The following is a 22,056-nucleotide window of genomic DNA, read 5'->3' on the forward strand; positions in this document are numbered from 1 at the left end:
CGGTCGGGACGACGCGTACGCGTCAGTCGTGCTCGGGATTCCTGGTGCGACGGGCGGCGTCGCGCTGCTGCTGGGCGCGTTCCCGGCACCGACGCAGGAACTCCTCGTCGGACTCGGAGTTCGTCGCGACCGCGCGGCCGGGACGGACGTCGTACTCGGGGAAACGGGTCGCGCTCGGTCGGCGTCCTGCGTCGGGACCGCCCCAGATGCCGCCGCCGACCGGCCGACCGGCCACCAGCCAGGCCACGGACCCGGCGAGAGGAAGGAACACGACGAGCAGGAGCCAGACCGTCTTCGGGAGGTGACGGATGCCCCCCTCGTCGGCCGTGATGACGTCGATGAGGCAGAAGATCCAGAGCACGGCGACGATCAGGCCGAGATAGGGCACGGGCGCGTCCTCACGTAGAGCGGTTCACGTCCCGATTCCCGAACCGCATGGTCTGTTGACGCGCTCACCCTAGCGCCCGACGTCGCCCTCGTCACTCCGTACGAGCCGTCGCGGGGGTAGGCGGTTCCGAATGCCCTCTGTGAGCGCCCACCGACCGGGTTTCCCCCGGCGGTCCGACGGGCATGCACGGATGTATCGACGAAAGGACAAGTCGTGGTCGCGCAGAACGAGAACGAGCAGCCGCAGGATTTCGCACGCACCACGCGTGCGCACGCCGGTGAGGCCATCACCGACAGCCGCGCATGGCCGGGCTACTTCCTGATGGCGCTGGGCTTCGTCGCGCTCGGGTTGGGGCTGACCGCCGCGGGCGGCGGCTTCGAGGGATGGGTGCTGGTCGCCGGCATCGCCTGCCCGGTTCTCCTGCTCGCAGGGCTTGCTGTCGTCCTGCTCGAGCGCAAACGCGTCAAGGCCGCCGAGGGCAAGTCCCTCACGGATCCCGGTGGTCACTGACCACGATCACGTGACGGGTTCCGGTGCGTCGGAACCCGTCGTCACCGTGCCGAGAAGTCGCGCACAGTACTTCCGTGCCTGGTCCGAACTGCACGGCGGGTACGACGTCCACTCGTCGGCAATGGTGCACGGCTGGTTGACCATCACGTATGTTCTGGCCCGCCCGCTCGCCCGCGCGCGCGTCACTCCCACCGCGGTCACCGCGGTGGGAGTGCTCTTCGCTGTTCTCGCGCTCGCCGTCGCGGGCTCCGGTCCGTGGGGCGCCGGCGCAGCGGCGCTGCTCCTCGTGCTGTCGGCACTGGTGGACAGCCTCGACGGAGCCGTCGCACTGCTCAGGGGTCGGTCGACCGCGTTCGGCTATGTGGCCGATTCCGTCGCGGACCGGCTCTCGGACATGCTCGTCTTCGCCGTTCTGCTGGTACTGGGAGCACCTGCACCCCTGGTGGTCGCGGTCGCACTGCTCACCCTGCTGCACGAGACCGCGCGGGCGCGTGCCGTGTCAGCGGGAATGGAATCGATCGGAGTCGTCACGGTGTGGGAGCGCCCGTCCCGCGTGATCGCGGTTGTGGTGACCCTCCTGGGGGCTTCCGTGGTGGACACCGGTCCGCTGTTCGGCACGATCGGTGCCGTCGTGTCCCTGGTGCTCGCCGTTGTCGGTTTCAGTCAGATCAGCGTGTCGATCCATCACGCTCTGAGTGCACTTCCCGCTCCGAGACCCGGTCGCACTCGAGAGTGAACACCCAGCCGATCAACACGATGATGTGCAGCAGGAACAGCCACAGCACCGTGGCGACGGCGGCTCCCACGGGTTCGAGGCCACCGAACGGGCCCGACCAGTCGATGGGAACGGCCAGGAAGAGGACGTAGCCCTGCAAGAACCCCGACACGAACGACGCGGTGGTCAGGGCACCGATCACGACGGCCGTGCGCGAGAGGGTGGTCGGTGCGACCACCCGGTACGTCCATCCGATCGGTACAGCCAGCACCAACCAGATGGTGACGAACCCGAGCCACACGCGGAAGGCTCCGGCGCCGATGCCGCCGTTCACGGATGCCAGAGCGTTGCCCACCACGAGGACGGGAATGGTGAGCAGAGGCGTGATGATCAGCACCGGCAGGGCCGACGCGCGTCCGCGCCAGCCGACGAACGTCTCGCGCACGGGCTCGTAGACGAGCAGGGCCCGTCGCATGCCCTCTCCGTAGAAGGTGGCGGGGAGGATGGCGACCAGGCCGCCCAGCCACCCGAGGTGGGTGCCGGCATCGAACAAGGTCCGGACCGCGCCGGGGGCGCCCGCCGCTCCCGGCAGCAATCCGGCGATGGCGTCGCCGTACCCGACGACGGTCTCCTCGCCCAGCAGCAACGTGGTCAGGCGGAGACCGAGGAGCAACATCGGCACGACGGCGATGCCGCCGTAGAACGTGATGCCGGCTGCGACCAGGGCGGTGTCGCGCGCAGCGAGCCGTAGTCGCATTCCCGCGGCGACGGCCGATCGTTCCCGCACGATGCGCGCAGCCGTGCGGACAGTCGTCATGGTCCACGGCTACCCGGTGGCCCGTGTCCTCAACCTGCACCGTTTCGGCCGGGCGGTGCGCGGGTAAGAACGCTGGGACCCGCACGACATCCGTGGGTGCCTTCCGGTCCCTCCACGAGCTGGACCTACGACAGAGAACTGGTGCCATCAGTGACACGACAGCCTTCGACCCCCTACCCTGCGGGTGTCAGTCTCCGACCCGACGGGAGCGCGAACGTCGCGGTCTACACCGAGACCGCCGAGTCCGTGACCGTCGTCACGTACGACGAGAACGGTGTCGAACTCTCGTCCACGACACTGCCCGAGTACACCGGCCACGTGTTCCACGGCATCGTCGAGAACATGTCCGTCGGAACGCGATACGGATTCCGGGTCGACGGCCCGTGGGATCCGGCCGCGGGGTTGCGTCACAACGCCGCCAAGCTCCTGCTCGACCCCTACGCGAAAGCTGTTGCCGGGTCGGTGGAATGGGACGAAGCGGTGTTCTCCCATCATCACGACGAGCCCGAGACCCGCAACGATGCCGATTCGGCGCCCTTCATGCCGCGTTCCGTCGTCGTCGACGACTCGTTCGACTGGGGTGACGACGCGGCGCCGCGAATCCCGCTGTCCGAGTCCGTCGTCTACGAGGTGCACGTCAAGGGCTTCACCCAACTCGACGAGAACGTGGACGAGGCCGTCCGCGGGACCTACGCGGGACTCGCGCATCCGTCCGCCATCGAGCACCTGACACGGCTGGGCATCACCGCCGTCGAACTGCTGCCCACGCACCAGTTCGTCCAGGACTCGCACCTGCTCGAGGAGGGTCGCCGGAACTACTGGGGATACAACTCGATCGGCTTCCTCGCGCCGCACAACGAGTACAGCAGCGCGGGCGACACGGGTGGGCAGGTCACCGAGTTCAAGTCGATGGTCAAGGCGCTGCACGCGGCCGGCCTCGAGGTGATTCTCGACGTCGTCTACAACCACACCGCCGAGGGCAACCACCTCGGACCGACGTTGTCCCTCAAGGGAATCGACAATGCATCCTACTATCGGCTGGTCCCCGAGGATCACAGCTCGTACTACGACACGACGGGAACGGGCAACAGCCTGAACGTCGGCCATCCCGCCGCGCTCGCCCTCATCATGGACTCGCTGCGCTACTGGGTCACCGAGATGCACGTCGACGGTTTCCGTTTCGACCTCGCGAGCACCCTGACCCGCCAGGACGAGGACCTCGACCGTCACAGCGCGTTCCTCGACATGGTGCACCAGGATCCGGTGCTCGCCCCGGTGAAGCTGATCGCCGAGCCGTGGGACACCGCCGGCTATCAGGTCGGCGGCTTCCCGGCCCGGTGGTCGGAGTGGAACGGCAAGTTCCGCGACGACGTCCGCGACTTCTGGCGCGGCGAGGAGGGTAGCCTTCCCGCTCTGGCGCAACGTATCTCGGGTAGTCCCGATGTGTACGAGAACGATCGCCGACCCACCCTCGCGAGCGTCAACTTCATCACCGCGCACGACGGGTTCACGCTCGCCGACCTCACGATGTACGACGAGAAGCACAACGAGGAGAACGGCGAGGACAGCCAGGACGGCGAGTCCGACAACCGGTCGTGGGGATGCGGTGCGGAGGGCCCGACGGACGACGCGGACGTCAACGCCCTGCGCGATCGCCAGCGTCGCAACTTCCTCGGCACGCTCCTGCTCTCCGCCGGCGTTCCGATGATCCTGGGAGGCGACGAACTCGCGCGATCGCAGGGCGGCAACAACAACGCCTACTGCCAGGACAACGAGATTTCCTGGTTCGACTGGGCGGCGGCCGACGAGGCACTCGTCGAGTTCACCACCGCACTCGTCACGCTTCGCCGCGAACACCCGGCGCTGCGTCCGGTGTGGTTCCGCCACGGCGAGGACGACACCACCACCGACACGAGTGGCGGCCGTCCCGACACGATCGACTTCCAGCGTGCGGACGGTGTCGCGATGGGCGACGACGACTGGACCACCGGATCGAACAAGTCCATTGCCGTGCTGTTCAAGTCGTCGGCCGAGGACACCGTCTTCCTCTGGCTGATGAACGCCTCGGACACCCCGGTCGAGTTCACCCTGCCCGACGAGACGTGGTCGCTCACGATCTCGAGCGACCACGAGCAGCAGGTGGGCGAGGACCCGACGTCACTGCTGGTACGAGACAGGTCGTTCACGCTGCTGCAGGCTCAGTAGCCGGTCGCGGCACGGCAGATCCGACGCGGGCCCCGATCACCGATGTGGTGATCGGGGCCCGCTGTCGTCCACACCCAGCATCGCGGTGATCACCGCGGCGAGCCGACGCTCGTCGACATGCTGTGACAGGTCGTCCACCACCGTGAACACCGCTTCGACGAGAACTCCCGCCTGTGCCCGCGTGCGTCCCGGCATGGTGGACGCGAGCAGATTCACCCACTCCGCCCGTTCCTGGCGGGCCATCACGGTGAGTTCGAGTGCCGTTGCCGGACCCGTCGAGAGGCCGTGGCGCCGGAGCACCCGCAGTGCCGGTGAGTGCGTCACGAGAGCCACTCGTCGACGTGCCAGCCCGGCCAGTGCCTGGTGCGGGGTGGTCGACCGGGCGAGGACGCGCACCGTCTCGTCGGCCGTCCGCCGCGCGGCACCGAGGCACACCTGGTCCAGTACGACGGTCTTGCCGCCGAACCAGCGGTAGGTGCTCGACGCCGCGAGGCCCACCGACGAGGCGATGGCTGCCATCGTCACCTCGGTGGGCTCGTTCTCGTCGAACAGCGTCGCCGCCGAGCGGAGAAGTGCATCCCGTCGACCGACGGGCGGGACGCCGTGCGGGAGTTCCGGACCGTCGACGATGTCGGGCAGGTCCACCGCGAGCACTGCGGTGCAGGCGGAATCGAGGACCTCGAGCACCGCGGCGGTGGGGGCGGCGAGGCGATGGGTCCCGATGCTGGAGAGGGCGGAGAGCACCGCCCGTGTCGTGACGCCGGAGTCGCCGGGAGGTAGAGGAGTCGGAGCGGTACGGCGTGCCGCAGCGGTGACGGCATCGAGAACCATTGCCACCGAGCCGATGTCGGGCTCACGTAGGTGGACGCGGTCGCGCCGCAGCGTGCCGAGGGAGCGGCGCACGGTCAGGGCGCCGAGCGCGAGCGTGTGGAGATCGGCCGGTGCACTCTCCCGAGCGATACGTCGTTCCAGGCGGTCGACGGTGGTGAGGTGCAGCGTGCGGAGCAGGTCGTACTTCGAGTCGAACCAGCGATACACGGACGGGCCGGTGACCCCTGCGGCCGCCGCGACGTCGTCGATGCCGACGGCCGCGTAACCGCGGGCGCCGAACAGGTCGGCTGCCGCGTCGAGCAGCCGCCGCGGCCGGGGCGACCCACCGGTCACCGTGGTGCGGGCGCGCCGGGAGCCGCGGCGTGCAGTGCCACCTCGCCGGCCTTGACGACGAAGTGGACGCGACGGCCGGGCACGAGATCGAGTTCGGTGGCCGCCGCGACGGTGACGTCGGCGTGCAGCGCGGGCAGGCCCGCGTCCGCGGTGGACGTGATGCGGACCGACGAGCCGGTCGACTCCACATGGTCGATCTGCACGGGCAGCACGTTGCGGGGGCTGCCCCGCGGTGGGTCGACGAAGACGGAGACCGCGGTGGGATGCACCAGGGCAACAGCCCGGGCGCCGGCGTCGAGAGGATCGGGGGCGCGCCCCTGCACGGCGACACCCGACGAGGTCGTCAGGGTGTCGTGGGCGGTGACGGTGCCCTCGATGGAGTTCACCCCGGCCAGGGCGGCCGCGAACCGAGTACGAGGTGCCGTCAGGACGTCGCGAACGCGGCCGTGTTCGACCACTCGTCCGGCGTCGACGACGGCCACCTCGCCGGCGAGCGTCAGGGCGTCGACCCGGTCGTGCGTCACCAGCAGGGTGGTGCGTGAGGTCTCGGCGAGCACCTCGCGGAGCACGCGTCGCATGGCGGGTGCCGACTCGGCGTCGAGCGCCGCGAACGGCTCGTCGAGCAGGAGCACGTCGGGGTCGGCCGCGAGCGCTCGGGCGAGGGCGACGCGTTGAGCCTGTCCGCCGGACAGTGCGCGTGGCCGCCGATCGGCGAGATCTGCCGCGTCGACGGCCTCGAGCCATCGGCGCGCGAGTCGCTCGGACTCGGGTCGTCCGGTGCCTCGTGACCGGGGCGCGAAGGCGACGTTCGCCAGCGCGGACAGGTGTGGGAACAGCAGCGCGTCCTGGGCGAGGAGAGCCACCCGTCGGCGATGCGGCGGGACGTCGATGCGCTGCGCGCTGTCGGTGAGGGTGCGCGCGCCGATGCGGACCACGCCCTCGTCGGGCCGGACGAGTCCGGCCACCATCGACAGCAGCGTCGACTTCCCGGCACCGTTGGGCCCGAGGATCGCCACCACGCCGCCCGACGGCACCGTGAGCGTGAGGTCTGCGCCGCGTGCTCGGTGACGGACGTCGAGGACGACCGAGGTGTCGGTGGGTGTCACAGCACGCCTGCCGGACGTCTACTGCGAGTGAGGATCACGATGACGATCGCGACGACGATGAGGACCAGCGAGAGGGCCACCGCCGCATCGGGATCCGTCTCGCGCTGGAGGTAGATCTCGAGCGGGAGGGTGCGCGTGACGCCCTGGAGGGACCCGGCGAACGTGAGGGTGGCGCCGAACTCGCCGAGCGCGCGGGCGAAGGACAGCACCGCACCCGACGCCAGCCCGGGCAGGACGAGGGGGAGGGTGACCCGCAGCAGGACGGTGCCGGGTGACGCCCCGAGGGTGGCGGCCACGATCTCGTACCGGGTACCCGCCGTGCGCAGTGCGCCCTCGAGACTGATCACGAGGAAGGGGAGGGCGACGAACGTCTGCGCGAGGACCACCGCGGTGGTGGTGAAGGCGATGTCGATGCCCCACGCCCGCAGGTGTTCACCCAGTAGTCCCTGCCTGCCGAAGGCGTAGAGCAGAGCGAGCCCACCCACCACCGGGGGCAGGACGAGGGGGAGCAGAACGAGTGCGCGTACCACGGCGACGAGCCGCCCGGTCGACCGCGCCAGGACCAGGGCCATCGGCACCCCCAGCAGGATGCAGAGGACGGTGCTGGCGGCCGCCGTGCGCAGGCTGAGCAGCAGCGCGGCACGGGACGACTCCGAGGTGACGAGCGGGACGAAGCGCGCCACGTCCACCGACAGCAGCATCGCCACGAGAGGGAGCACGACGAGCGCGGTGCCGAGTCCGGCCGGCACGAGGATCCAGGCGGGCGGACGCACCGCGTCGCGGTGTCCGCGCTTCCCGCCCGCGAGGACGGAGATCACGGTGTCTCGACGATGACGGTGGTCGCCTTGACCACCGCGACGGCGACGCTGCCGGGTTCCAGTCCGAGAGTCCGCACCGACTCGGCGCTCATCAACGACGTCACGGTGAACGCGCCGCACTGCATCTGCACCTCGGCCATCACGGTGTCGACGACCACCGAGGTGACGATCCCGGCCAGACGGTTGCGCGCGGAGCTGACCGTGCCGCTCGGATCCGGCGGCGCGGCGGCGCGCGCCCGGGCGTGCGCCGCCAGCGACGCACCGTTCACGAGGGTGCGCCCGGCCGAGTCCTTCGACGTCTCGACGACACCGCTCTCGATCCACCGACGGACGGTGTCGTCGCTGACGCCGACCAGAGCGGCGGCGTCTCGGACACGCAGATCACTCATCGGGTCGTGCCCCGGAACGGGTCGCGGCGGGGCGCAGATGCGGACGAAGCGAGACCGGGAACGCGCATTCACGTGATGGTAGCGGCCGGGAACAGAGTCGGGGGTGTCCGCGTTGTACTGCTCGACGGAGTTGGATCCATGCCCCGGGTACCACCCCTTTCGCCGCTACGAGCGGCCTTCTGCCGAGAGGCGCACGGCCGACTCCGTCCTCGATGCCGCCGAGTTCACGCTCGGCGGCATCGTGCTGTGCGGGGTCGCTTGTGACCCACACCAACAGCCCCGCGATCAGCGAAACGGGACGTCCGGTCCACATTTCCGCTGGTAGGGGCTCCGGAACGCTGGTGAGGAGCCGGGTCGATGCTCGATCGGTACTCGACCGTGACCGTGTTCTCCGGCTACGGAGTGGTGAGAAATCCCAGGTGGATGGCATCATGTGCGTGATAGCTGATGGGTCGGGCGCAGGTGAGTGGAGTCGAGAGAATGACGATGTCGTGGGGCAGGACCCGTCGGGGGCGCTCGATTCTGGTGGCCTCGATGACGGTGCTCGCACTCTCTGTCGCCGGATGTACCGCCGGGTCGGGTCAGACGCCGGCGGCGGCCCCTGCGCCGATCGACTCCAACCCGTTGTCGGAACTCATGAAGCCGAAGGTGTCACTGCCGGCCCCCGACGCGTCCGTCGGCTTCTCCCCGAGCGCACCCGTCGCCGTCACCGTCGCCGACGGCACCCTGTCCGAGGTGACGCTCACCGACGACGCCGGCACCCCGGTTCCGGGAGCATTGTCCGAGGACCGGTCGTCCTGGACGAACAGCGAGATGCTCGACTACAACGGCACCTACACGTTGCGCACGCGGGCCTACGGTCTCGGCGGTGAGGCGTCGTCGGTGTCGTCCTTCACCACGAGTTCGCCGGGCAACGTCACCAAGCCGTACCTGCTGCCGTCCGAGAACGAGATCGTGGGTATCGGTCAGCCGGTCGCCGTGCAGTTCGACGAACCGATCCCCGACAAGATCGCTGCGCAGAACGCGATCACCGTCGTGACGGATCCGCCGGTCGAGGGCGCGTTCTACTGGGTGAACCAGAAGGAGGTGCGGTGGCGCCCGCAGAACTACTGGGCTCCCGGAACCCGCGTCACGGTGACGGTGGACGTCTTCGGCCGCGACCTGGGCGAGGGGCTGTTCGGCCAGGAGAACGCGTCGTCGTCCTTCTCCGTCGGAGACGCCGTCATCGCCACCGCGGACGATGCCACGAAGCAGGTGACGTTCTCGATCAACGGTGTCGACGTCAAGACCATGCCGACGTCGATGGGCAAGGACAGCTCGCCCACCGACAACGGCGTCTACATCATCGGTGACAAGTTCGCGTCGATGGTGATGGATTCGTCGACCTACGGCGTGGCCGTGGACTCCGCGCAGGGCTACCGCACCCCGGTCGACTGGGCGACGCGAATGTCGTACAGCGGCATCTTCTTCCATTCGGCGCCGTGGTCCGTCGGGTCGCAGGGGTACTCCAACGTCAGCCACGGCTGTCTGAATCTGAGTCCGTCGAACGCGAAGTGGGTCTACGACAACACCAAGCGTGGCGACATCACCGTCGTGAAGAACACCGTGGGTGGAACCCTGTCGGGTACCGACGGACTGGGCGACTGGAACATCCCCTGGGACGAATGGAAAGCCGGAAACGCCCAGTCCGTCTGAGCCACTAGACCTTCAGGCCCAGCGCGGTGAGGTAGCCGACCGGGTCCACTGCCTCGCCCCCGCGGCGCACCTCGAAGTGCAGGTGTGGTCCGTTGGAGTCGCCGGTGCTGCCGACCGCGCCGATGGCCTGGCCGGGGGCGATGGTGTCACCCACGGCGACATCGATACGGCTCTGGTGTCCGTAGAGCACCTCGGTGTCGCCCTTCTCGATCTTCACCAGGTTGCCGTACCCGTCGCCCGCGTCACCGGCCTGCGTGACGGTGCCTCCGGTGGCCGCGTAGATTGTGGTGCCCTGCGCTGCTCCGAGGTCGATGCCCTCGTGGTTCTGCCGTCCGCTCCCGGTCGGGTTGTTGCGCCCGCCGTAACCGGACGTGACCTCGAAGGTGCCGGGCGTCAGGGGGAGTCGTGATCCGCCGACACCCAGCGGAGCCGCCTGGAAGGGCGAGGTGGCGTCCGGCGCGACGTCGGGAGTGACCGGGGTGAGGGAGATGTCGCCGAGAACGAGCCCCGCCACCTCCTGGACCAGCACGCCCGTCGCGTCGAACACGGCAGCGAGGATCGCGGCCTGCTGCTTGGCGTTCAGCGGTACACCGGGTATCTGGAACGGCAGAGCGGGGAGAGGCGGGAGAACGGGTGCTGCTGCGGCCGTGGGAGTTCCGGCGAAGAGCAGTGCTCCGGTCGCCGCGACGCCCACCATGGCGGCCGATCCCCAGCGGCCGCGGCGGCGGACGGGTGACGGCGGTGCGTCCACGGCGTCCTGTGAAGCGGTGTTCGAGTGTGTTGTTCGGTGCACGAGCTACCTCCGTATGCGCCCACGGGCGTCGCCATCAGGTCGGCGCCGACCCGGGGGAGGAGTCCCGATGCTGCTGGGCTGTCCACGTCGGTACTGCTGTCGACGTCGCCCCGTCACACCGGTCTCACCGACCGGTGCGGACAGAGCAGCCGTTCACAGCGCACCGCTCGGCGGAAGCGAATGCCCTTCCCTTGGCATTCAGTCCGTCGAGCGAACAACACAAGTAACACAAGGCGCACCTTCCCCAAGAGCGCCACGGGTCACTCTACGGGACACCAGTATCCGTCGGTAACACGAATGCTCAATTACACCAACGTAATTCGACATCGCGCTGCCAGCTGCGAAAACACATGCGTGTAATTCGACGAGGGGGCCGCCCGGCGGCGGAGATCGGACCGTGTCCGGACTGGTATCTTGCGTTCGGGGCGGGGTGACTGCCGCGTGTGACGCGACTGTGGGGGATGTTCTGTATGCGACGACAACGGGCGATGACGGCTGCCCTGGCACTGGTTCTGGTGGGGGGAGCGAGCCTCGTGCTCACCCCCGTGGCGGTGGCCGAACCGTGTGGGGGACTTCCCGGTACCGGGATCAACGGAACAGGTTTTCCCGGTCAGCCACCTGCGGGACGGCAGGGTCCGGTGCCCGCCTACAACGGACCGTCGACCTCCACGGTGGGATGGGTCACCGGTCAGGAGAGTGTCAACCGGACGTTCGATCGCTTCGGAATCTCCGGCACCGATCTCGGCATCAGCTGGGACAACGGAGCGGGCCAGACGCTCATGGCGTTCGGCGACACCTTCGGGAACTGTGCGGTGCCGGGTGGACAGTGGCGGCACAACGTGCTGCTGCGCAGCAACGACACCGACCTGACGGACGGCATCACCTTCGCCGACGGTGTGCCCGGTGACGTGAACTCCGGTGCGGTGGTGGCCGGGAACGATCCTCGATTCGCCACACAGCTCCTGTCCGCCCTCGGGCTGTCGCCCGTCGAGTACACGATCGTCCCCACCTCGGCGATCGCCGTGAACGGCGTCCAGTACATGCATTTCATGTCCGTCCGGGAGTGGAGCGGCTCGGTGTGGTCGACGAACTACGCGGGAATCGCGACGTCGCGTGACAACGGGCAGACGTGGTTCCCCGAGCCCGGCACGATCCGGTTCAACAGTGGTGTGACCATCCCCGGTACCGAACAGCTGGACGCGCGGTTCCAGCAGGCCGCATTCGTCCGCGGCCAGGACGGGTTCGTCTACCAGTACGGCACGCCGAACGGCCGTCTCGGCGCCGCGTACCTGGCCCGCGTCGCGCCCGACGCGATGCTGGACCTGACCCGGTACGAGTACTGGAACGGTGGGTCCTGGACATCCGACCTCGCCGCCGCCGCACCTGTCGCCGGCCAGCCGGTCGGGGAGATGTCCGTCGCGTGGAATGCGTATCTCGGTCGCTACATCATGCTGTACGGCAATGACGTCGAAGGTCGCATCATGGCGCGGACCGCGACAGCACCCGAGGGGCCGTGGAGTGCTCCCACCGCGCTGGTGGTGAACAACGACATCGGCAACTACCCGGGAGGGGGCCTGTACGCGCCCTACATCCATCCGAGGTCGACCGGCGACTCGCTGTACTTCACGGCGTCGCAGTACTCGTCCTACAACGTCATTCTCATGCGGACGGACCTGGACGCGCTCCCTCGCTGACCCCCGCGCACGACGAAGGCCCCCGACTCGCGAGTCGGGGGCCTTCGTGTTCGGGGTGGACGACGGGACTCGAACCCGCGACAGCCAGGATCACAACCTGGTGCTCTACCAACTGAACTACGCCCACCATTGCTGCACACCCTGCGGCGTTGCAGCGCGTTCGATACTAGCGTGACCGATACGCGGGAAGCCAATCGGTTCCCTGTGTCACGCGTCGCCACCGGTCAGCGTCGTCACGACGGCGCCGATCTCCTCGGTGGTCGGTCCCGGAGCCGCCACGAAGGCCGTCTGCCGGTAGTACTTCAACTCCCGGATCGACTCCTCGATGTCCGCGAGTGCCCGGTGCGCGAGACCCTTGGGAGGCTGGCCGAAGTAGATGCGCGGGTACCACCGACGGCATAACTCCTTGATGGAGCTGACGTCGATCATCCGGTAGTGCAGGTAGTCGTTCAGCTCCGGCATGTCCCGCGCGATGAAGCCGCGGTCGGTGCCGATCGAGTTGCCGGCGAGCGGCGCGGTGCCGGCGGGAACGTGCTGCCGGATGTACTCGAGCACCTTCTCCTGCGCCTGCTCCATCGTGACCGTCGACGCGCGGACCTCCTCGGTGAGCCCCGACTTGGCGTGCATCTCCGTGACCACGTCCGGCATCGAGGCCAGTGCCTCGTCGTCGCAGTGGATCACGATGTCCACGCCGTCGCCGAGAACGTTGAGGTCGCTGTCGGTCACCAGGGCCGCTATCTCGATGAGCTTGTCCGAGCCCAGCTCGAGCCCTGTCATTTCACAGTCGATCCACACGAGTTTGTCGTTCACCGATGCCAGAGTAGACCCGCTGCCGGACAGCACCGGCGCTAGAGTTCCCGCGTACGCCCCCCACCGAACGGAGCACAGCACGCGATGACGACGCCGACGGAAGGTGGCCGCGCGGCCGCGATCGCAGCGGGGTACACCACAGAAGGTAGCGCCATCGAACTCGGCAGTGTCGTACTCGGCGGAGTCGCGGATCCGACCGCACGGGTCCGGCTACCGCTGAAGATGGTGAACCGTCACGGCCTCGTGGCCGGCGCCACGGGAACCGGCAAGACGAAGACCGTGCAGGTGATCGCCGAACAGCTCTCCGCGGCCGGTGTTCCGGTGGTGCTGGCCGACATCAAGGGCGACCTCTCGGGACTGTCCGCCCCGGGCGCCGACTCGGACGGGCTGCGCGGCCGGGCCGCTGAGACCGGCGCGGAGGGATGGGCGACCACGGGGTTCCCGGTCGAGTTCCTCTCCCTCGGTACCGAGGGCGGCGCCGTGCCGGTGCGGGCGACCATCACGGCGTTCGGGCCGATCCTGCTCAGCAAGGTGTTGCAGCTCAATGCGACTCAGGAGTCGACACTCGGACTGATCTTCCACTGGGCGGACACGCAAGGTCTGGCGCTACTCGATCTGAAGGATCTCCGTGCGGTCATCACGCACCTCACGAGCGACGAGGGCAAGGCCGACCTGAAGGGCATCGGCGGTGTCTCGTCGTCCACGGCCGGCGTGATTCTGCGTGCGTTGGTGAATCTGGAGGCCGACGGCGGCGACACGTTCTTCGGTGAGCCCGAGATGCGCACCGAGGACCTCATCCGCATCGCGCCGGACGGTCGCGGCGTGATCACCCTCTTCGAACTCGGCGCTCTCGCAGCGCGTCCCGTCATGTTCTCCACGTTCCTGATGTGGGTACTGGCCGATCTCTTCCAGACCCTCCCGGAAGAGGGTGACCTCGATGCACCGAAGCTCGTGTTCGTGTTCGACGAGGCGCATCTGCTCTTCGCCGACGCGTCGAAGGCGTTCCTCCAGCAGGTCGAGCAGACGGTGAAACTGATCCGCTCCAAGGGTGTCGGCATCTTCTTCTGCACGCAGCTGCCGTCGGACGTTCCCGGGCCGGTGCTCTCGCAGCTCGGCGCACGGGTGCAGCACGCGCTGCGTGCCTTCACGCCGGACGACCAGAAGGCACTGAGCAAGACGGTGCGGACGTACCCGAAGAGTGCGGACTACGACCTGGAGGAGGCACTCACCACCCTCGGGACCGGCGAGGCGATCGTCACGGTGCTGTCGGAGCGGGGCGCGCCGACTCCCGTGGCCTGGACCAGGATTCGTCCGCCGCAGTCGCTGATGGACACCATCGGAACGGACGCGATCACGGCCGCCGCGACCGCCAGTCCGTTGTACGCGACGTACGGCACGACCGTCGACGGCGAGTCCGCGTACGAGTTGCTGAACGCACGGATGGCCCCCGAACCGACGCCGCAGCGGCCGGAGTTCCCGCCGCTGCCGCAGACCTACGACCTGCCGCCGCTGCCCGCGCCGGAGCCGGAAGGGCCGTCGGCCGCGGAACGCATCATGGCCAACCCCGCCGTGAAGAGCTTCCTGCGGTCGGCAGCCAGTGCGGCCGGTCGCGAGATCTCCCGGAGCATCTTCGGGACCGGACGCCGCCGTCGGAGATAGAAGGTCAGGAACCGCCGAGCTTCTTGTAGAAGCTGCCGATGATCGGGGCACTGATCGAGCGCGGACTGTACTGGCCCGCAACGGACATGCCCTTGCTGAGAATGCCCGGCACGATGCGCATCTTGTTCTTCTCGAGGCCGTCGAGCGAGATTCGTGCGGTGTATGCGCTGTCGATCCACAGGAAATCCGGCACCAGCTTGTCGACGATGGAGGCGTCCGCGGGATCGGGCGTCTCGGTGCGGACCGGGCCGGGTGCCAGCAGGGTGCAGTGCACTCCGGTGCCGGACAGTTCCGAGCGCAACGACTCCGAGAACGTGTTGACGAACGCCTTGGTGGCGGCGTAGGTCGCATTGTTGGGGATGGCCATGTTGCCTGCTGCCGACCCCGTGATGAGGATCCCGCCCGCCTTGCGCGCGATCATGCCGGGAAGCACCGCCAGGGTGAGGTCATGCACCGCAACGGCATTGAGCTGCACCTGGGCGCGTTCGTAGGCGGGGTCGAGTGCCGAGACGGGCCCGAACGTCGCGATGCCGGCGTTGTTGCACAGCACCGAGATGTCGCGGCCGGCCAGCTCGTCCGCCAGCGTCTGACGCTGAGCGGGATCGGACAGGTCGTTCACGCGCACCTCGACGGTGACTCCGTGCTCGGCCGTGAGCTTCGTGGCCAGGGCCTCGAGGAGCTCACCGCGTCGGGCGACCACGATCAGCGAGTGCCCGCGGGCGGTGAGTTCGGTGGCGAGTGCTTCACCGATACCGGAGGACGCTCCGGTGACGACGGCACGGGACTCTGCGGTGGGTGCGGGAAGGCTCACGGTCACCGAGGCTAGCGTGACGCTGCGGAGCACGCGACGTCAGAGGGCGGCCGCGAGGCGGGTCCCCTGTTCGATGGCACGCTTCGCGTCCACCTCCGCGGCCACGTCGGCGCCGCCGATCACGTCCACCACGATTCCCGCACTTGTGAGATCGTCCAGAAGTTCGCGCACCGACTCCTGACCGGCGCACACGACGACCGTGTCGACCTCCAATAAGCGTGTCCGTCCGTCGACGGTGATGTGGAGTCCGTCGTCGTCGATCCGGTCGTATCGCACACCCGACAACTGCGTCACGTTCCTGCTTCTCAGCGCCGCTCGATGCACCCAGCCGCTGGTCTTGCCGAGTCGTGTCCCGATACGTCCCGCCGTCCGCTGCAGCAGGTACACCTCGCGTGCTGCGGGGGGAGCGACGGCGGTGGCGACGGCACCCGCGGCCGCGGGATCGTCGGTGACTCCCCATTCTCGGCGCCACTCGGCGTTGTCCAGGGTCGGGGAGTGCTCGGTGGTGAGGAACTCGCAGACGTCGACGCCGATGCCGCCGGCCCCGATGACGGCCACGCGACTGCCGACCTCGCGGTGGCCGAGCACCGCCTCGGCGTAGGTGACGACGCTGGGGTGGTCGATACCGGGAATGGACGGGATGCGCGGCACCACACCCGTGGCCAGGACGACGCGGTCGAAGTGCGCGAGGTCCGCGGCGGTGGCCGTCGTGCCGAGACGGACGTCGACCGTCGCCGCAGCGAGTGCGTGGGTGAAGTAGCGGACAGTCTCGGCGAACTCCTCCTTGCCGGGGATGCGCTGCGCGATCGCGAACTGGCCGCCGATCTCGTCGCGCGCCTCGAACAGGGTGACGCGATGTCCGCGCTGCCCCGATGCGACCGCGGTGGCGAGCCCCGCCGGGCCGGCGCCGACGACGGCGACCGTTCGCGCGGAGCGGGTCGGGGACAGCACGAGTTCGGTCTCCCGCCCGGCCCTCGGGTTGAGCAGGCAGGACGCCTTGCGATGGACGAAGACGTGGTCGAGGCAGGCCTGGTTGCAGGCGATGCACGTGTTGATCTCGTCCCGTCGGCCGTCCTTCGCCTTGAGCAGCCAGTCGGGATCGGCCAACATCGGGCGTGCCAGCGACACCAGCTGCGCGCTGCCGTCGGCGAGTATCTGCTCGGCGACCTCGGGCATGTTGATGCGGTTCGCGGCCGCCACCGGCACCGTCACCACCTCGGTGAGGCGGCGGGTGAAGTCGATGAACGCGGCCCTCGGTACGGACGTCACGATGGTGGGCACGCGCGACTCGTGCCAGCCGAAGTCGGAGTCGAACAGATCGATCCCGGCGGCCTCGAGGTCGGTGGCGAGTGCCACGATCTCGTCCCACGTCTGCCCGTTCTCGACAAGATCGGCCAGCGAGATCCGGAACGAGAGCAGAAAGTCCGGTCCGACTGCTGCTCTGATGCGGCGCACGATCTCCACGGGCAGACGGCGCCGGTTCTCGGCGGACCCGCCCCATCGGTCGGTGCGGCGGTTCGTCCTCGGTGCCAGGAACTGGTTGAGGAAGTAGCCCTCGCCGCCCATGATCTCGACGCCGTCGTAGCCTGCGCGCATCGCCAGTCGGGCGCAGCGGACGTAGTGGCTGATCTGCCGTTCCACTCCCCGATCTGTGAGGCCGCGGGCGCGGAACGGGGTGATCGGCGACGTCCCACCCGACGCACTCACCGCGAGCGGATGGTAGGAGTAGCGGCCCGCGTGCAGGATCTGCAGCACGATCCGGCCACCTTCGCGGTGCACGGCATCGGTCACCCGTCGGTGGCGACGGGCCTCGAGACGGTTGGTCAACTTGGCCGCGAACGGGAGCAGCCAGCCGGTGCGGTTGGGGGAGTAGCCCCCGGTGACGACGAGTCCCACTCCACCCCGCGCGCGCTCGGCGAAGTACGCGGCGAGCTTCTCGATGTCCTTCGCCCGATCCTCGAGTCCCGTGTGGATCGAGCCCATCATCACCCGGTTGGGCAACGTCGTACGACCGACCGTGATCGGGGACAGCAGAACAGGGAAGTCGGTCATCTCGGCACCCTATGCTGCGAGACATGGTGGTCGTGGGCGCGCCCGGTGTCGTGACGAAGAAGCAGGTGCTGGCGTGGGGTTTCTGGGACTGGGGCGGCGCCGCCTTCCAGGCCGTGATCCTCACGTTCGTGTTCTCGGTGTACCTGACCGACTCGGTGGGCGCCGATCTGCCCGGCGGCGTGTCCGCCACGTCGTGGTTGGGGTGGTCGCTCGGCATCGCCGGAGTTCTGGTCGCGGTCCTGGCTCCCGTCTCCGGTCAGCGCAGCGATGCGAGAGGGCGCCGCAAACGGCTCCTGTTCGTTCTGACGACCGCGACCGTGGTGTGCATGGCAGCGCTGTTCTTCGTGAAGGACGACTATCACTACCTGTGGCTGGGCCTGATCCTGCTGTCCGTCGCCTCGGTGCTCTTCGAGGTGGCGCAGGTGCCGTACACCGCGATGCTGCGTCAGGTCTCGACACCTGACAATCTGGGTCGGGTATCTGGGTTCGGCTGGGCGATGGGCTATTTCGGCGGCATCGTCCTGTTGCTGATGTGCTATTTCGGGTTCATCGCCGGCGACGGCGATCAGCGTGGACTGCTGGGCATCACCACCGGCGACGGCCTCAACATCCGGCTCGTGGCGCTGCTGGCGGCGGTGTGGTTCCTCCTGTTCTCGCTTCCCGTTCTCTTCGCGGTTCCCGAGCTCCCCGTCACCGACCCCGAGGCGGCGGCCGCACGAGCCGGCTACCTCGAGTCGTATCGCGTGCTGTGGCGCGACGTGTCCGAGCTGTGGCGCACCGACCGACGCACCGTGTGGTTCCTCGTCGCGAGCGCTCTGTTCCGTGACGGTCTGGCCGGGGTCTTCACCTTCGGAGCGGTGCTGGCCGTCACCGTGTACGGCATCTCCAGTGCCGACGTGCTGCTCTTCGGCGTCGCCGCCAACGTCGTCGCCGCACTCGGCGCCGTCGTCGCAGGGCGTGTCGACGACGTGCTGGGACCGAAGCTCGTCATCGTCGTCTCGCTCGTGTCGATGATCGTCGCCGGGCTGGTTCTGCTCGCCGTCTCGGGACCCCTGATGTTCTGGATCTTCGGACTGATCCTGTGCCTGTTCGTCGGACCCGCACAGTCGGCATCGCGCACGTTCCTGACTCGCATCGTCCCGCCCGGCCGCGAAGGTCAGATGTTCGGTCTCTACGCCACCACGGGACGGGCGGTCTCGTTCCTGGCTCCGAGTCTCTTCGGCCTCTTCGTCTTCCTCTTCGACGCGGATCGGGCCGGCATCATCGGCATCGTGCTGGTGCTGGCGGCCGGGTTGCTGGCCCTGCTCCGCGTCGCGGCACCCGAGGGTGATCGGGGGAGGGACGCGGCGGCGTGACAGTCAGGAGATCGCGACGCACAGCGCGCGACCCGTGGTGTTCGGCGTGTAGTTCCTGCAGTACCCGATGGCGTCGACCGCGATGATCGTGGTCCCCGACCGGGTCACGGCCGAGCGTCCGGTCGACCGGGCGTCACCACGAGATCTCCCTGAGCGACCCGCGGCGTGTGACCGGCACGAGTCGAGAACGATTCTGCAGCAACCGATCACGCGCTAACGCGCGAGGATCTCGTCTGCCAGTCGGTCCGGATCGTCCTCGGGCACCCAGTGGCTGACACTCAACTCGACGAACTCGTAGGGGCCGGTGACGTGCTGGGCGCAGCGTTCGGCGGCGGCGCGTCCGACGGCGGTGTCCTGGTTACCCCACACGTAGGTGGTCGGCACCTCGACGGACGGGAGATCCGCGAAGTCGCGCGTCATGGCGCGGTACCACTCCAGCGCGGCGGTCAGCGTGTCCCGCTGCCCGACCACCGGTAGATGCTGCGAGACGATCGTCGGATCGGCGGCACCGGAGAACATGGCGATCAGCCGGCGGGCGTCGTCCTCGAGGAGGAGGTCCTCGGCCTTTCCGGGCTGACGGAAGAGCCTCATGTACTCGCTGCGCTGCTTCTGGTCCTCGTCCTCGCGGATCGCCCATCCGAAGGCGGCCGGGTGCGGGACGGACACGGCGGTGAGGGTGCGAACGCGATCCGGATGCAGCGCCGCGACGTACCAGGCAACGATCGACCCCCAGTCGTGCCCCACGAGATCGACTGCCGCGAAGCCCAGTTCGTCGAGCATTCCGACGACGTCCGCGACCAGCAGGTCGATGCGGTAAGCGTCGGTACCGGTCGGACGGGCACCGGGGGAGTACCCGCGCTGGTTCGGCACGACGACGTCGCGGCCCGCGTCTGCCATGCGGATCGCCACGTCGCGCCAACTCGCGGACGTCTCGGGAAAACCGTGCAGGAGAAGTGCCGGGCGGTCGCCGGGGGTGCCGTATCGGTCCGCGTCGAAGGTCAGGTCGCCGACTGAGATCTGCATGGGGAAAGGCTAGCGGACCCTCATGCTCCGAGGGCGGCTGCCGACGTTCGTGATCCGCGGACGTTCCGCGGCTGCCACTGGCCCATTCCCAGCATGATCACACGCAGCTGGGACAGTGCGCGCTCGACGATGTCGCGTTCGGCCGCGCCGGCCGGCGCCACCTCGACCAGGTCCACCACCGTCGCCAGCATCGTGTTGACGATGAGGTCGGCGACCATCTCGAGCTCGTCGCCGGGCCACGACGACAGCGCCGGGATGCGGGACAGATCCTGGGTGAGCTCGTGCACGATCATCCGCAGCTCGGTCTCGATCGCACGCCTGACGTCCACGACACCACCGGAGCGTTCACGGATCAGGAAGCGGAACTGGACGTCGTGTTCGCGGATCTCGCCCACCAGTAGTTCGAGCGACTCGCGCGCGTTGTCCGCGGACGGGTGTCGTCGCACGTCCCGCAGGATCTTGCGAAGGACCCGCATGCTGTCCTCGACGACCGCGACACCGAGGTCCTCCATCGACGCGAAGTGGCGGTAGAACGCCGTCGGCACGATTCCCGCCGCACGCGTGACCTCGCGCAGGCTCACGCTGGAGAAACTGCGGTCCGCGATGGCGTCGAGTGTTCCGTCCACGAGTGCCCGCCGGGTGCGTTCCTTGCGTTCGGCCCTGCTGGCCGTCGTGGAACCTACGGAATTCTCGGACATTCCTCGACATTAACCGACATCGGTGTATGGGTGTGCACTTCGGACGCGCGGCAGCCTGTCAGGTCACTGCTGCTCACGACACGTGTCCGTCGTCACATTGGCCTTGAAAGTTGCCGGTACGGGCTGTCACACTCGGTTCCAGTGAACGAGTGTGCACTGGAGAAGTGATCCGGTCACCGGCCCGTCATTCGAGGAGGACGACTTGAGCATCGCCACCACCCCCACATCGCGCGGCCGTCGTAGTTCGTTGCTGTCCAAGCTGCGGCCCCGACTGTTGGAGACGCTGACGACGCCGCACGCGGTCGACCGCTACCTCGAACTCGTCGACCCCATGATGACCGTCGACGACATGCGCGCCGAGGTGGTCGCCGTTCGTCATCAGACCTCCGACACCGTCACGCTGACGCTGCGCCCCACGTGGCAGTGGAAGGGTTTCTCCGCCGGCCACTTCGTGCAGATCGGGGTCGTGGTCGACGGCGTCCGACACACGCGCTGCTATTCCCCGGCCGGCACTGCCGGAGCCGACGACGACACGATCGAACTCACCGTCAAGGCCCAGCCGGACGGCATCGTGTCCAACTACCTGGTCGCCTCGGCGAAGCCCGGTCTCGTGGTCAATCTCGCACCCGCCACGGGCACCTTCGAGCTGCCGAGCCCGCGACCGGACCACGTTCTGCTGATCAGTGGTGGAAGCGGCATCACCCCGGTGATGTCGATGCTGCGCACGCTGGTGCACGAGGGGTACACCGGACGCGTGGCGTTCCTGCACTACGCCTACACGGAGAACGACGTCTGCTACCGCGCCGAACTCGACCGCATCGCGGCCGAGAACGACAACGTGGACGTCCTGTACGCGTACACCGATCAGCAGAACGGTGGTCATCTGCACGGATTCTTCGACACCGAGCACCTGAACGCCGCAGCACCCTGGCACGCCTCGGCGCAGACGTTCCTGTGTGGTCCGCCCGGACTGATGAAGGGTGTCAGGTCGGTGTTCGACGACCTCGGGCTCTCCGAGTCGTTGTTCTCGGAGGAGTTCGTCACCGCCGTTCCGGTCGTCGACGGGGATGCCTCGGGAACCGTGTCGTTCTCGGGTTCGTCCGTCGAGGCGGAGAACGACGGCGCCACCCTCCTGGAGCAGGCCGAGAATGCCGGGCTGACACCGGAATTCGGCTGCAGGATGGGAATCTGCTTCACCTGCACGGCAATCAAGAAGTCGGGATGCACCCGCAACGTCAAGACCGGTGAGCTCGACTCCGATCCGGACAACGAAATCCAGCTCTGTATCTCCGTCCCCGTGGGCGACGTCGACATCGACGTCTGACCCATCCGCACACTCGAAGAGGAGGTCACC

General features: G+C 68.3%; 20 protein-coding genes and 1 tRNA gene. 8 read left to right on the top strand and 13 right to left on the bottom strand.

All coding sequences use genetic code 11. From position 1 onward, the window contains the following. Window positions 1-22 precede the first annotated feature (22 nt). Entirely contained in the window at window positions 23-388 is a 366-nt protein-coding gene (locus HQ325_RS17420) for a PLD nuclease N-terminal domain-containing protein (RefSeq protein ID WP_056446171.1), read from the bottom strand. A 213-nt stretch (window positions 389-601) separates the two neighbouring features. On the opposite strand from HQ325_RS17420, the gene HQ325_RS17425 reads away from it, so the two are divergent. Both HQ325_RS17425 and HQ325_RS17430 read left to right on the top strand, forming a co-directional pair. Next, complete coding sequence (locus HQ325_RS17425) at window positions 602-898, top strand: hypothetical protein (protein WP_027505601.1); 297 nt, start codon at window positions 602-604, stop codon at window positions 896-898. Further along, on the top strand, window positions 888-1,634 hold the full coding sequence (locus HQ325_RS17430; protein WP_222631429.1) for a CDP-alcohol phosphatidyltransferase family protein: 747 nt from the start codon (window positions 888-890) through the stop codon (window positions 1,632-1,634). The genes HQ325_RS17425 and HQ325_RS17430 overlap by 11 nt, the downstream gene beginning before the upstream one ends. On the opposite strand, the gene HQ325_RS17435 is transcribed toward HQ325_RS17430, so the two are convergent. Next, window positions 1,567-2,430: a YhjD/YihY/BrkB family envelope integrity protein gene (locus HQ325_RS17435; protein WP_222631430.1), complete on the bottom strand. Its 864-nt coding sequence runs from the start codon at window positions 2,428-2,430 to the stop codon at window positions 1,567-1,569. The two genes, HQ325_RS17430 and HQ325_RS17435, sit on opposite strands and share 68 nt — an antisense overlap. Window positions 2,431-2,580: 150 nt before the next feature. Here HQ325_RS17435 and glgX point away from each other — a divergent pair, with 150 nt between their 5' ends. Then, window positions 2,581-4,635: a glycogen debranching protein GlgX gene (gene glgX / locus HQ325_RS17440; RefSeq protein ID WP_308014729.1), complete on the top strand. Its 2,055-nt coding sequence runs from the start codon at window positions 2,581-2,583 to the stop codon at window positions 4,633-4,635. Window positions 4,636-4,671: 36 nt separating this feature from the next. Here glgX and HQ325_RS17445 read toward each other — a convergent pair whose 3' ends face one another. From HQ325_RS17445 to HQ325_RS17460, 4 genes are read right to left on the bottom strand one after another with little or no spacing between them, the layout of a single operon-like run. Further along, complete coding sequence (locus tag HQ325_RS17445) at window positions 4,672-5,799, bottom strand: TetR/AcrR family transcriptional regulator (RefSeq protein WP_222631431.1); 1,128 nt, start codon at window positions 5,797-5,799, stop codon at window positions 4,672-4,674. Continuing rightward, window positions 5,796-6,905: a sulfate/molybdate ABC transporter ATP-binding protein gene (locus tag HQ325_RS17450; protein ID WP_222631432.1), complete on the bottom strand. Its 1,110-nt coding sequence runs from the start codon at window positions 6,903-6,905 to the stop codon at window positions 5,796-5,798. The genes HQ325_RS17445 and HQ325_RS17450 overlap by 4 nt, the downstream gene beginning before the upstream one ends. Beyond that, complete coding sequence (locus tag HQ325_RS17455) at window positions 6,902-7,720, bottom strand: ABC transporter permease (protein WP_308014779.1); 819 nt, start codon at window positions 7,718-7,720, stop codon at window positions 6,902-6,904. The genes HQ325_RS17450 and HQ325_RS17455 overlap by 4 nt, the downstream gene beginning before the upstream one ends. Further along, window positions 7,720-8,112, bottom strand: a complete 393-nt coding sequence (locus HQ325_RS17460) for a molybdopterin-binding protein (protein ID WP_222631433.1) — start codon at window positions 8,110-8,112, stop codon at window positions 7,720-7,722. Before HQ325_RS17460 ends, HQ325_RS17455 begins: the two co-directional genes overlap by 1 nt. Window positions 8,113-8,592: 480 nt before the next feature. On the opposite strand from HQ325_RS17460, the gene HQ325_RS17465 reads away from it, so the two are divergent. Then, window positions 8,593-9,807 (top strand): Ig-like domain-containing protein, encoded by a 1,215-nt coding sequence (locus tag HQ325_RS17465; protein ID WP_261778498.1) that lies wholly within the window; start codon window positions 8,593-8,595, stop codon window positions 9,805-9,807. A gap of 4 nt (window positions 9,808-9,811) precedes the next feature. Here the strand turns inward: HQ325_RS17465 and HQ325_RS17470 are convergent, their stop codons facing one another. After that, the gene (locus HQ325_RS17470) at window positions 9,812-10,558 is read right to left on the bottom strand and encodes a M23 family metallopeptidase (protein ID WP_308014728.1); all 747 of its coding nucleotides are present in this window, start codon (window positions 10,556-10,558) and stop codon (window positions 9,812-9,814) included. Between the two features lie 512 nt (window positions 10,559-11,070). On the opposite strand from HQ325_RS17470, the gene HQ325_RS17475 reads away from it, so the two are divergent. After that, window positions 11,071-12,294, top strand: coding sequence for a DUF4185 domain-containing protein (locus tag HQ325_RS17475; RefSeq protein WP_261778499.1), 1,224 nt, complete (start codon window positions 11,071-11,073; stop codon window positions 12,292-12,294). A 54-nt stretch (window positions 12,295-12,348) separates the two neighbouring features. On the opposite strand, the gene HQ325_RS17480 is transcribed toward HQ325_RS17475, so the two are convergent. Continuing rightward, a tRNA-His gene (locus HQ325_RS17480) sits at window positions 12,349-12,421 on the bottom strand. 80 nt (window positions 12,422-12,501) lie between these two features. Beyond that, complete coding sequence (orn, locus tag HQ325_RS17485) at window positions 12,502-13,104, bottom strand: oligoribonuclease (protein WP_222631434.1); 603 nt, start codon at window positions 13,102-13,104, stop codon at window positions 12,502-12,504. Window positions 13,105-13,188: 84 nt separating this feature from the next. Between orn and HQ325_RS17490 the strand changes: the two genes are divergently transcribed. Next, a complete protein-coding gene (locus tag HQ325_RS17490) occupies window positions 13,189-14,763 on the top strand; it encodes a helicase HerA-like domain-containing protein (RefSeq protein WP_222631435.1) in 1,575 nt (524 codons plus the stop codon). A 4-nt stretch (window positions 14,764-14,767) separates the two neighbouring features. Here HQ325_RS17490 and cmrA read toward each other — a convergent pair whose 3' ends face one another. Together cmrA and HQ325_RS17500 are read right to left on the bottom strand one after the other, a co-directional pair. Then, window positions 14,768-15,574, bottom strand: coding sequence for a mycolate reductase (gene cmrA, locus HQ325_RS17495; RefSeq protein ID WP_222631436.1), 807 nt, complete (start codon window positions 15,572-15,574; stop codon window positions 14,768-14,770). Window positions 15,575-15,613: 39 nt separating this feature from the next. Beyond that, complete coding sequence (locus HQ325_RS17500; RefSeq protein ID WP_222631437.1) at window positions 15,614-17,626, bottom strand: FAD-dependent oxidoreductase; 2,013 nt, start codon at window positions 17,624-17,626, stop codon at window positions 15,614-15,616. A gap of 23 nt (window positions 17,627-17,649) precedes the next feature. Between HQ325_RS17500 and HQ325_RS17505 the strand changes: the two genes are divergently transcribed. Continuing rightward, window positions 17,650-18,981: an MFS transporter gene (locus HQ325_RS17505; RefSeq protein WP_261778503.1), complete on the top strand. Its 1,332-nt coding sequence runs from the start codon at window positions 17,650-17,652 to the stop codon at window positions 18,979-18,981. A 213-nt stretch (window positions 18,982-19,194) separates the two neighbouring features. On the opposite strand, the gene HQ325_RS17510 is transcribed toward HQ325_RS17505, so the two are convergent. Then, a complete protein-coding gene (locus HQ325_RS17510) occupies window positions 19,195-20,004 on the bottom strand; it encodes an alpha/beta fold hydrolase (protein WP_222631441.1) in 810 nt (269 codons plus the stop codon). Between the two features lie 20 nt (window positions 20,005-20,024). Then, the gene (locus HQ325_RS17515; protein ID WP_222631443.1) at window positions 20,025-20,702 is read right to left on the bottom strand and encodes a TetR family transcriptional regulator; all 678 of its coding nucleotides are present in this window, start codon (window positions 20,700-20,702) and stop codon (window positions 20,025-20,027) included. Between the two features lie 202 nt (window positions 20,703-20,904). On the opposite strand from HQ325_RS17515, the gene HQ325_RS17520 reads away from it, so the two are divergent. Next, window positions 20,905-22,026, top strand: coding sequence for a ferredoxin reductase (locus HQ325_RS17520; protein ID WP_222631446.1), 1,122 nt, complete (start codon window positions 20,905-20,907; stop codon window positions 22,024-22,026). Window positions 22,027-22,056 lie beyond the last annotated feature (30 nt).

It is taken from the genome of Rhodococcus sp. BP-349, assembly GCF_019835845.1.
Lineage (GTDB): Bacteria > Actinomycetota > Actinomycetes > Mycobacteriales > Mycobacteriaceae > Rhodococcoides.